Below are 11,231 nucleotides of genomic sequence, written 5' to 3'. Positions count from 1 at the left end.
ATACCGTCGCGGCGGGCGGCGGGTCGATCTGCCGCTTCGATGGCGGGCGCTTGCTGGTCGGCCCGGCATCGGCGGGGGCGGATCCCGGCCCGGCCTGCTACCGGCGCGGCGGGCCGCTGACCGTCACCGACTGCAACCTGATCCTGGGGAAGATTCAGCCTGCGCATTTCCCCGCGCTGTTCGGCCCCGACCGCAACCTGCCGCCCGATCGCGCCGCGTCCGAAGCCGCGCTCGACGCGCTGCTCGACGAGGTGGCGGCCGCCACCGGCCAGCGGATGACCCGCGCCGCCGCGGCGGAGGGGCTGGTGGCGATCGCGGTCGCCAACATGGCGCGCGCGATCCGCGCGGTATCGGTGGCGCGCGGCGAGGATCCGGCCGGCTATGCGCTCGCCTGTTTCGGCGGCGCGGGCGGGCAACATGCCTGTCTGGTCGCCGACGCGCTGGGGATGACACAGGTGCTGATCCACCCGCTGGCCGGCGTCCTGTCCGCGGTCGGCATCGGGCTGGCCGATCGCAGCATCGTGCGCGAGGCGACCGTCGCACTGCCGCTGGGCGACACCGCGCTCGCCTCCGCACTGGCGGGGCTGCGCGATGCCGCGGTCGCCGCGCTGGCGGCGCAGGGCGTCGCTGCCGGCGCGGTCGACGTCGCCGTGCAGGCGCAGCTGCGCTACGCGCGCAACGACCAGAGTATCGAGGTGCCATGGGGCGACGCCGATGCGATGCGCGATGCCTTCGCCGCCGCGCATCGCCAGCGGTTCGGCTTCGTCTCTGACGATGCGCTGGTGGTCGAGCGGCTGCGCGTCGAGGCAATCGCGCGCGCCGACGACCGCCAGTTGCCCGCCCCCGCGCTGCCCGCGACCAGTGCCGCGCCGCTCGACCATGTCGCCATGTATCTGGCGGGCGCGGACCGGCAGGTGGCCGTGCACGCGCGCGACACGCTGGCGGCGGGGGCGATGCTGGCCGGCCCGGCGCTGGTGATCGATCCGGTATCGACGGTGGTGGTCGAACCGGGCTGGCGCGCGCGCGTACTGGCGGACGGCACCTTGCTGCTGGAACGCGCCGCCGCCGCGCGCGACGGTGCCGCCGACGACACGGTCGATCCGGTGCGGCTGGAGATCTTCTCCGGCCTGTTCATGGGCATCGCCGAGGAGATGGGCGCCGCGCTCCAGCGCAGCGCCGCGTCGGTCAACATCCGCGAACGGCTCGACTTTTCGTGCGCGCTGTTCGATGCCGAGGGTGGCCTGGTCGCCAATGCGCCGCACATCCCGGTGCATCTGGGGTCGATGGGCGAAAGCATCCGCACCGTCATCGCCGCGCGCGCCGGCACGATGCGCGATGGCGAGGTCTATGCCCTCAACGATCCCTATCGCGGCGGCACGCACCTGCCCGACATCACCGTCATCATGCCGGTGTTCGCCGGCGGCGACGCGCCCGCCTGGTTCGTCGCCGCGCGCGGCCATCATGCCGATGTCGGCGGCACCACTCCCGGATCGATGCCCCCCGACAGCCGCACGCTGGCGGACGAGGGCGTCGTGTTCGACGACGTGGCTGTCGTCGCCGACGGCGCGATGCGCGAAGCCGCGATCCGTGACCTGCTGGCGGGCGGCCCGCACCCCGCGCGCAACATCGACCAGAATATCGCCGATCTGGCGGCGCAGGTCGCGGCGTGCGCGCGCGGTGCCGCGGGGCTGCGCGATCTGGCGGCGCGGCAGGGCGCGGCGGTCGTCACCCGCTACATGGCGCATGTCCAGTCGCATGCCGAGGCGATGGCGCGGCGGATGATCGCGACCCTGTCGGACGGGCATTTCCGCTACGAACTGGACGATGGCGCCGTGGTCGAGGTGGCGGTGCGGATCGATCGCGCGGCGGGCCATGCGACGATCGACTTCACCGGCACCAGCGAACAGCGCCCCACCAATTTCAACGCGCCGCTGGCGGTGACGCGCGCGGCGGTCCTCTACGTCCTGCGGCTGCTGGTCGACGAACCGGTGCCGCTCAACGAAGGGTTCCTGCGCCCGGTGACGATCCTCGTCCCCGACGGATCGATGCTCAACCCGCGCTTTCCCGCCGCGGTGGTCGCCGGCAATGTCGAGGTGAGCCAGGTCGTCACCGATGCGCTGCTCGGCGCGCTGGGCGCGATGGCGGGCAGTCAGGGGACGATGAACAACCTGACGTTCGGCGACGACAGCTATCAATATTACGAAACGATCGCCGGCGGGGCGGGCGCCGGCCCCGGCCATGCGGGGGCCGATGCGATCCAGACGCACATGACCAACAGCCGCCTGACCGACCCGGAAGTGCTGGAAACGCGCTATCCGGTGCTGGTCGAACGCTTCGCGATCCGGCGCGGATCGGGGGGCGCGGGGCAATGGCGCGGCGGCGACGGGACGGTGCGACGGCTGCGCTTCCTGGCGCCGCTGCGCGCCGGCGTCCTCAGCAACCGCCGCCGCGTCGCGCCGTTCGGGCTGGCGGGCGGCGGCGACGGGCAGGCGGGCGCCAACCGCATCGAGCGCGCCGATGGCGGCGTCGAGCCGATGGCCGCCACCGCCACCGCGCAGATGGCGCCCGGCGACGTCATCGTCATCGAAACCCCCGGCGGCGGCGGTTACGGCGCGGCGGGCCAGCGCTGATGCTGGTGCTGGCCGGCATCGCCGTCATCGCGGGCGGTTTCCTGCTGCGGTTCAACCCGCTGCTGGTGATCGTCGCCTCCGCCGCGGTCACCGGCTGGGCGGCGGGGCTGGACCCGCTGCGCATCCTTGCCACCTTCGGCCATGCGTTCAACGAAACCCGCTACGTCACCGCCATCTACATGGTGCTACCGGTCATCGGTTTGCTGGAACGGCGCGGGCTTCAGGAGCGCGCGCGCGGGCTGGTCGCGGGGCTGCGCGGCGCCACCGCGGGGCGGCTGCTGGCCGGATACCTCCTGTTCCGTCAGGTGACCGCCGCGCTGGGCCTCACCTCGGTCGCCGGGCCGGCGCAGACCGTCCGCCCGCTGGTCGCCCCGATGGCGCAGGCCGCGGCGGAACGCCAGGGCGCGACCGACGATGCCGCGACCGAACGGGTCAAGGCGATGGCCGCCGCCACCGACAATATCGGGCTGTTCTTCGGCGAGGATATCTTCATCGCGATCGGGTCGATCCTGCTGATGAAGGGCGTGCTCGACGGCTATGGCATCGTGCTGGAACCGTTCCAGCTGTCGGTGTGGGCGATCCCCACCGCGATCGCCGCCTTCGCGATCCACGGCGCGCGGCTGATGTGGCTCGACCGGCGGCTGGCGCGAAAGGGGCCGGCTGCATGATCGGGCTGAACCTGGTCTATGGCATCGCCGGCGCGGTGTTCGCGATCTTCGCGGTGCTGGCGCTGCGCGACCGGCGGCTGGCCAATGCCGGTTTCCATGCGCTGATCGCGGCGTCCTTCCTGATCGGCGACCGGCTGGGCGATATCGCCAACGGCCTGCTGGTGCTCGCGCTGGTCGCGATCGCCGCCTCGGGCCGGATGCGCCGCGCGGATCCCGCCCCGCCGCCCGCCGCGCGCCACGGCGCGCGCGTGTTCGTCCCCGCGCTGGTGATCCCCGCCGCCGCGCTGGCGGGCACGTTGCTGTTCAAGCAGCTGCCGGGGCTGGTCGACCCGAAACAGGCGACATTGGTGGCGGTGACGTGCGGCACGCTGATCGCGCTGGCGCTGTGCCTCGCCCTGCTGAACGCGCGCCCGGCCGAGCCGTTCGTCGCCGGACGGCGGCTGATCGACGATATCGGCTGGGTCGCGGTGATGCCGCAGATGCTGGCCAGCCTGGGCGCGGTGTTCGCGCTCGCCGGGGTCGGCGGGGTGGTCGGCGAGCTGATCGGCGCGGTCGTGCCGGCCGGCAACGTCGCGGGCGCGGTGCTGGCCTATGCGCTGGGCATGGCGGCGTTCACGATCGTGATGGGCAATGCCTTCGCAGCCTTTCCGGTGATGGCCGCGGCGGTCGGCGTGCCGCTGCTGATCCGCGGCGCGGACGGCGATCCGGCGGTGGTCGCGGCGGTAGGGATGCTGGCGGGCTTCTGCGGCACGCTGATGACGCCGATGGCCGCCAACTTCAACCTGATGCCCGCCGCGCTGCTCGACCTGAAGGACCGTTACGGCGTGATCCGCGCGCAATTGCCCACCGCGATCCCGCTGCTCGCGTTCAATGCCGCGCTGCTGTACGCGATGATCGCATGACGATGCTCGACCGCGCGCTGGCGCAGCGTTTCGCCGCCCTGACGCTGGGGCATGTCGGCCGCGAATATCCCAACGTCCTGCTCCATGCCCTCAACGGGCCTGAGGATGCGCAGCCACCGTCGGCGCTCCACCCGGTCTTCTACGGCAGCCTCGACTGGCACAGCTGCGTCCACGGCTGGTGGCAGCTGCTGCGCCTCGCGCGCCGCTTCCCCGACATGGACGCCGCGCCCGCGATCCGCGCGCGCGCCGACGCGACGCTGACCCCGGAGGGGATCGCGGCCGAGATCGCCTATTTCGAACGCCCCGGCGCGGCGGGGTTCGAACGCCCCTATGGCTGGGCCTGGGCGCTGGCGCTGCATGAGGAGGCGAGCCGCCACGACGCGCCGTGGGCCGCCGCGCTGGAACCGCTCGCGCGGCTGATCGCGGCGCGGTTTCGCGCGTTCCTGCCGCGGCTCACCTATCCCTTGCGGGTCGGCACGCATTTCAATACCGGCTTCGCGCTGACGCTGGCGTGGGACTGGGCCGGGCGCCACGATCCGGCCCTGCGCGTGCCCATCGCCGATGCCGCCACCGGCTGGTTCGCCAACGACCGCGATTGCCAGGCGTGGGAACCGGGCGGCGACGAATTCCTGTCACCCGCCTTGTGTGAGGCGCTGGTGATGAGCCGCGTGCTCGATGCCGCCGCCTTTCGCGACTGGTTCGATGCCTTCCTGCCGCGCGTCGCCACGGGGGAGCCGGCGACGCTGTTCACCCCCGCGATCGTCTCGGACCGGTCGGACGGGAAGATCGCGCACCTCGACGGGCTGAACCTCAGCCGCGCGTGGTGCTGGCGCACGATCGCCGCCGCGCTCGGCCCGGCGCATCCGGTCGCCGCGCGCGCGCAGGCGGCGGCCGCCGACCATCTCGCCGCCAGCCTGCCGCACCTGGGCGACGACTATATGGGCGAACACTGGCTGGCGACCTTCGCGCTGCTCGCACTCGATCAGCCCTCTACCTGATCCAGATAGGCGCCATAGCCCTCGGCCTCCATGTCCTCCTTGGGCACGAAGCGCAGCGCGGCGGAATTGATGCAATAGCGAAGGCCGCCGCGATCGCGCGGCCCGTCCTCGAACACATGCCCCAGATGGCTGTCGCCATGCGCGGAGCGCACCTCGGTGCGCACCATGCCGTGGCTGCGGTCGGACAGTTCGTTGACGTTCGCCGGCTCGATCGGCTTGGTGAAGCTCGGCCAGCCGCAATGCGATTCATACTTGTCGGCGGACGCGAACAGCGGCTCGCCCGACACCACGTCGACATAGATGCCGGCCGCGTGGTTGTGCAGATACTCGCCGGTGCCGGGGCGCTCGGTCCCGCTCTGCTGCGTGACATAGAATTGCTCGGGCGTCAGCCGCGCCAGCGCCTCGTCAGTCTTGCGATAATCGGTCATCGTCTTCTCCGAATGGTCCGTCGCTGCGCGATATAGGAAGCCCCGGCGCCCCGCCCAACGCCGCTCAGCGCCACTCCCGCCCGCGCGGCAACTGCCCGACGCCGGGGTTCAGCTGGTTGCGCGGGTCAAGCGTGCGATAGAATTCCGCCAGCGCGGGCTTGGCGCGATACAGATGCCCGACGTTATGCTCGGCGGGATACTCCGCCCCGCGCACGTCCAGCAGCGTCCACAGCCGGTGTTCGAATGCCACCGGATCGGTGCCGCGCCGCACGATATAATCCTGGTGGAACACGTGGCAGAAGAAATGCCCGTAATACAGCGTGTGGATGACCTCCGCCGCCAGATCGGCCGGCAGCGTCTCGGTCCAGTCCCGCGCGTTGCGCGGCAGCGCGACGTCCAGCGCGACGATATCCTCCACCGTGTCGCGATGCACCGCGCGGTATCGCACCGCCGCCCCCGCCGCGACGAAACGGTGGAGGAACGCCTTCTTCGCCTCGATCGCGTCGCACGCGAACCAGCCGTCGGCGCCGATCGTCTCGTCCAGCAGCGCGCGCGTCGCCGCCGCCGCCGCGCCCGGCATCTTCAGGATCAGGTGATGCGGATACCGGTCGCGGAACGCACGCATCCGCGCCGGCAAATGATCGCGCAGCAACCGCCCGGCACGCTGCATCCACCGGTCCGCCGCCCCGGGTAGCAACGCATCGACCCGCCCCTTGGCCGCCCATAACGCCGGCAGCCGCGCGGTGCCCAGCCGTTCGATCACCGCGAACATGTCGCGCCCGTAGCGATCGGCGATGTCGAACGCGGTGCGGTGCATATATTCGCCCGCGATCGGCAGCAGTTCGGGGCGCGACAGGATCGCACGGCGCAGCGCGGTCAACGCCATCGGATCGCCGGTGCCGATATAGAAGGTGGCGGTGTCGCGCTCGACCGGAAAGGTATCCAGCCGCACCGCGAACACGATCAGCTTGCCCGCGCTCCCCGCCGCCTCGCGCAGGCGTCGCGGGTCGGCGTTGAAGCGCGCCGGCGTCTCGGCATCGATCGCGCAGACGTGGGCGGCATAATCATGGTCGTGCGCGCGCGCCGCATCGCAGGCCGCCACGTCGGCATCGGAAAAATCGCCGCGCTCGACGCGGGCCAGCACCTCTTCCGGCGTATCGCCGAGCGCGATGCCCAGCCGGTTGACCAGCCGCAGCACGCCGTCCGCGCCGACCTGCCCGTACAGCGCCAGCTCGGTGTAGGCGGGGCCGCGCCGCACCAGCGACCCGCCCGAATTGTTGCACACGCCCCCGATCACCGACGCCCCGAAGCACGACGATCCGATCACGCTGTGCGGTTCGCGCCCCAGCGGCGCCAGCGCCTTTTCCAGCGCGTCCAGCGTCGTCCCCGGCAGGCACACCACCTGACCCGCATCGCGGATCAGGTGCAGCCCCGCGATCCGCATCGTCGCGACGATCACCACCCCGCCGGGATAATCGTCGCCATCGGGGGTCGATCCGCCGGTCAGCCCGGTATTGGCGGCCTGCATGATGATCGACACGTCGGCCGCGACGCACGCCTGCGCGACATGCCACAGTTCGACCAGGCTGCCCGGCCGTACCACCGCGATCGCCGCGCCAGCGCCGGTGCGATAGCCGTGGCGGAACCGCGCGGTCGCGCGCTCGCCGGTCAACAGGTGCCGCCGCCCGACGATCGCGCGCAGGCGCGTCAGCAGCGCATCGGGGTCCGGCGATGGTCGGGTCATGCGCACTCTTGTGGCGCCGCCCCCGCCCGGCATCAAGGGCGCGGCCACGGCGCGCGGTATAACCGCAAGACATTCGCGGCCCGCGCCCCTACAGCGACCGGCATGACCATCGCCCAGATCCGGCGGCGCTGATGGTGCGTCGCATCCTCGCCGTGTTCGAACCGTTCGTGCTGATGCTGCTCGGCACCGTCCTCCTCGCCTCGCTGCTGCCGCCGGTCGGGCGTGCGGCGATCGTGTTCGGATGGGCGGCGGATGCCGGGATCGTGCTGCTGTTCTTCCTGCACGGCGCGCGGCTGTCGCGCGACGCGATCGTGGAGGGACTTCGCAACTGGCGGCTGCACCTGGCGGTGTTCGCCACCACCTTCGCGCTGTTCCCGTTGCTGGGGATCGCGGTCGCGCACCTGCCGCTGCTGGCGCCGACGCTGGCGGGCGGGTTCCTGTTCCTGACGCTGCTGCCGTCCACCGTCCAGTCGTCGATCGCCTTCACCTCGATCGCGCGCGGAAATGTCGCCGCGGCGGTGTGCAGCGCATCCTTCTCCAACCTCGCCGGGATCGTCCTCACCCCCGCGCTGGTCGCGCTGACGATGCAGGGGATGGCCGGCGCCGGGCAGGCGCATGTCTCGCTGGCGCAGGCGGAGGGGATCGTGCTGCAGCTGCTCGCGCCCTTCGTCATCGGGCATCTGATGCGCCCGCTGGTCGGCGCGTGGATCGCGCGGCGCAGGGCGCTGGTGACGACGGTCGATCGCGGGTCGATCCTGCTCGTCGTCTATACCGCGTTCGGCGCGGCGGTGGCCGACGGGCTGTGGCGGCGGGTGACGGGCGGCGATCTGGCGATGCTGCTCGCCCTGTGCGCGGCGCTGCTGGCAGTGGTGCTGGCGGTCACCTGGTATGGCGCGAAGGCGCTGCGGCTGCCGCGCGGCGATGCGATCGTGCTGCTGTTCTGCGGGTCGAAGAAAAGCCTGGCGGCGGGGGTGCCGATGGCAGGCGTGCTGTTCCCCGCCGCGCAGGTGGGCCTCGCGATCCTGCCGGTGATGCTGTTCCACCAGATCCAGCTGATCGCCTGCGCGGTCATCGCGCGCCGGCTGGGCGCCGCGGCGCCCGCCGACGCGGACTGACCCGCACTACCGCGCGGCGGCCGCCGCCGGACCGTAGAGGATGCCGTTGAACAGCAGCTTGAACGTGGCATAGGGCTGCGCGCGCTGGGTCACTTCAGGCCCCATCGCGAACAGCTTGCCACGCCCCAGGTCGGTTTCCGCCACCGCGACGGTGCCGTTCAGCTTCTCCTGCCCCACGGCCCAGCCGCTGCGCAGCGGCGCGGCGCCCTCGAACCACGCGATCCGGCGCAGGTCGGGGGCGGCGACGAACGGCTGGCTTTCGTCGAAGAACATGTCCACCGTCGGGGTCATGCCATAGGCGAGCGGCTGGCGCGGATCGACGCTGGCGCGGATCAGCGATCCGGGGATGTAGAACTCCTTGTGCGGCAAGGCCGCGACGCTGCCGTCGGGCTTCTTCGTCACCAGCGCGGGCTGGATCGTCGGGGTCAGCCACGTCGCCAGCGTGTTCGCGCTGCCCACGGTGATGACGGTGCCGCCCGCGCTCGCGAAGTCGCGCACCGCCGGCAGGGTCTTGTCCTGCGTCACCTCGCCCAGCCAGCCGCGATATTCGGCCGGAATGTCCTCCGCCTTGGGCAGAGTGTTGCGATAGCCGCCCGGATAGGCACCGCCGCGCGCCACCGGCACCGTGCCGTCGGCGAACAGCAGCACGTCGTACTTCGCCTTGATATTCCCGGCGTCGAGCTGCCCCGGATAGACGACCTCGAACGGGAATTCGTACTGTTCCAGCAGCCAGCGGGTCCAGCCGGCGGGCATGACCCCGCCATAGCGGTCGACCAGCCCGACCTTCACCGGCTTCAGCTTCCACGTCGTCCCCGCCGGTGCGCGCGCCATCGCATAGGCATCGACCCCCAGCGGCGCGGACTGCGCGATCACGCCCTGCGCCGCCGGCGATGCCGGCACCCACAGCGCGCCCGCCGCCAGCGTCCGCCCGGCGACCTTGGTCTCGCCCGGCACCCAATGGACGGGCACCCCGGCCTTCAGCAGCCGGTTGGTCAGGATGAAGCCGTTGTTCGCCTCATGCCCAATCAGCCACCCGGCCTTTCCGCTGCCGATCACGCGCCCGGCGGGCGGGGCCAGCAGCTCCTCGGTCACCTTTTCGAACCGGCCGTCGAACCCGTCGACGACGCGGTCGAACTGCACCCCCATCTGATACGCCAGCGTATAGCCGGTGATGTCGTACGGGGCCTTGGGGGGGCCACCGGGATATTCGGCGTCATGCGGGTGATCCTGCGGCTCGAACATGTCGAGGACGTGCGGGCGATACGCCTGCGCGGTGCGCACGACATAGCTGCCCGCCGGATAACGCTTGCCCCCCGCCATGAACGGCGCGGCGGCGCGCTCCACGTCGACGCCATTCTTCAGCAGCGCGTTGAGGAACGCGATCGTCGTCGGCAGGTCGCGCTGCTGCGCGGGCGGCAGGATATAGCCGCGCGCGTCGCGCATCGCCGGATCGTTGAGCACCGACCGGTACAGCGCCGGATCGACCGCCGGCGGCCCGCGGAAATAGGTCTCCCCGCCCGGCGCGGTCTTGCCCTTCGCCGCCTCCATCACCGCATCGACGCGGCGCGGGGTGATCGTCCAGCTGTCCTGGCTGCCCTTCTCTATCGCGGCATGGCCCATCCGCCAGATGTTCATCAGCAACCGTTCGCGGTTGCGCGCGGCGTAATCCATGACCGCGCGGTTCAGCGTCCACTGATATTCCAAGCTGTCCTTCAGATGCCAGTCGCGCGGGCCGATCGGCAGCGTCTCATCGTTGCGTGCCAGCTGCGTCTGCGGGATCAGCGGGATCTTCTCGGGCGTCGGGCCGCCGATGATCTCGGTCAGCAGCCCGATCGAATTGTGGAAATAGGCGACCGACCGCACCATGCCGTTGTGCCACGTCGAATAGGGCGCGGCGGACCGAGCGCCCGATCCGGCCTTGTCCTCGGCGACCAGCCGGCTGTGCATCGCCGCGCCGACCTCCTGCAGTTCGTTCATCACGATCGGCGAGTAATTGTAGTTGAACGGGTCGCGGAACGGCGGCACGAACACCACCATCCCCGCCGGCCCGGTCTGGTGCTGGTTGAAGATGATCTGCGGATACCATTGGCGGAAGAACACGCGGTTCAGCGCGGTCGTCTCCGGCATCTGCGACATGAAGCTGTCGCGGTTGTTATCGTGCCCGACATACTTCTGGTACAGCCGCGGGATCGTGCGGAATTCGCGGTCCTTCGGGTCCTTGTTGCGCATGTACCAGTCGGCGACCAATTGCAGCCCATCGGGATTGTCGTGCCCGAACAGCACGATCGTCTCGTCCAGGATGCGCTTCGTCTCGGCATCCTGCCCGCTCAGCATCCGGTACAGGACGTGGATCTGGCTTTGCGTCGTCACCGTCTCGGTCGCGTGCAGCCCGGCGTCGATCCACACCATTGCGCGGCCTTCATTGGCCAGCGCCTGTGCCTGCGTCTCGGTGAGGTTCTCGGCCCGCGCCAGCTGGCGCGCGATGTCGCGGTAGCGATCCAGCTTCGCCAGGTTCTGCGGGCTGGAGACGACCGCGACCCACATCGTGCGCCCCTCGGCCGACCTGCCGATATCGATCAGCTTGATCCGGTCGGACTGCGCCGCCAGCGTCTTCAGATAGCGTTCGTAGTCGTCGTAATCGGCCAGATAGTAATCGCTGCCCGGCTCGCTGGCGAAGGCTTCGGCGGGGGACGGCAGCGATTACTATCTGGCCGATTACGACGACTACGAACGCTATCTGAAGACG

At 70.9% G+C, this 11,231-nt stretch carries 8 protein-coding genes; 5 read left to right on the top strand and 3 right to left on the bottom strand.

Going from position 1 to position 11,231, the window contains the following annotated elements; translation table 11 throughout:
• From AX685_RS03850 to AX685_RS03835, 4 genes are all read left to right on the top strand, one after another.
• The coding region (locus AX685_RS03850) for a hydantoinase B/oxoprolinase family protein (protein ID WP_066485626.1) at positions 1-2,630 on the top strand (2,630 nt) is incomplete at its 5' end.
• Positions 2,630-3,298 (top strand): DUF969 domain-containing protein, encoded by a 669-nt coding sequence (locus tag AX685_RS03845; RefSeq protein WP_066485625.1) that lies wholly within the window; start codon positions 2,630-2,632, stop codon positions 3,296-3,298. The genes AX685_RS03850 and AX685_RS03845, both read left to right, overlap by 1 nt.
• Positions 3,295-4,200 carry a 5-oxoproline transporter, DUF979 family subunit gene (locus AX685_RS03840; RefSeq protein ID WP_066485618.1) on the top strand — a complete coding sequence of 302 codons (906 nt, stop codon included), beginning with the start codon at positions 3,295-3,297 and terminating at the stop codon, positions 4,198-4,200. Before AX685_RS03845 ends, AX685_RS03840 begins: the two co-directional genes overlap by 4 nt.
• Positions 4,197-5,198, top strand: a complete 1,002-nt coding sequence (locus tag AX685_RS03835; protein WP_066485617.1) for a DUF2891 domain-containing protein — start codon at positions 4,197-4,199, stop codon at positions 5,196-5,198. The genes AX685_RS03840 and AX685_RS03835 overlap by 4 nt, the downstream gene beginning before the upstream one ends.
• On the opposite strand, the gene msrB is transcribed toward AX685_RS03835, so the two are convergent.
• Both msrB and dld read right to left on the bottom strand, forming a co-directional pair.
• Positions 5,183-5,626, bottom strand: coding sequence for a peptide-methionine (R)-S-oxide reductase MsrB (gene msrB / locus AX685_RS03830; RefSeq protein ID WP_066485616.1), 444 nt, complete (start codon positions 5,624-5,626; stop codon positions 5,183-5,185). The two genes, AX685_RS03835 and msrB, sit on opposite strands and share 16 nt — an antisense overlap.
• A gap of 64 nt (positions 5,627-5,690) precedes the next feature.
• The gene (gene dld / locus AX685_RS03825) at positions 5,691-7,370 is read right to left on the bottom strand and encodes a D-lactate dehydrogenase (RefSeq protein ID WP_066485615.1); all 1,680 of its coding nucleotides are present in this window, start codon (positions 7,368-7,370) and stop codon (positions 5,691-5,693) included.
• A 131-nt stretch (positions 7,371-7,501) separates the two neighbouring features.
• Here dld and AX685_RS03820 point away from each other — a divergent pair, with 131 nt between their 5' ends.
• On the top strand, positions 7,502-8,485 hold the full coding sequence (locus tag AX685_RS03820) for a bile acid:sodium symporter family protein (protein WP_066485613.1): 984 nt from the start codon (positions 7,502-7,504) through the stop codon (positions 8,483-8,485).
• A 6-nt stretch (positions 8,486-8,491) separates the two neighbouring features.
• Here AX685_RS03820 and AX685_RS03815 read toward each other — a convergent pair whose 3' ends face one another.
• Positions 8,492-11,101 carry a M14 family metallopeptidase gene (locus AX685_RS03815; RefSeq protein ID WP_269450455.1) on the bottom strand — a complete coding sequence of 870 codons (2,610 nt, stop codon included), beginning with the start codon at positions 11,099-11,101 and terminating at the stop codon, positions 8,492-8,494.
• Between the last annotated feature and the right edge of the window lie 130 nt (positions 11,102-11,231).

It is taken from the genome of Sphingomonas sp. CCH9-F2, from assembly GCF_001556735.1.
In the GTDB taxonomy this organism is placed as follows: Bacteria; Pseudomonadota; Alphaproteobacteria; order Sphingomonadales; family Sphingomonadaceae; genus Sphingomonas; species Sphingomonas ginsenosidimutans.
The sequence above is the reverse complement of the archived record's forward strand: the minus strand, read 5'-3'. Positions and strand labels throughout refer to the sequence as shown.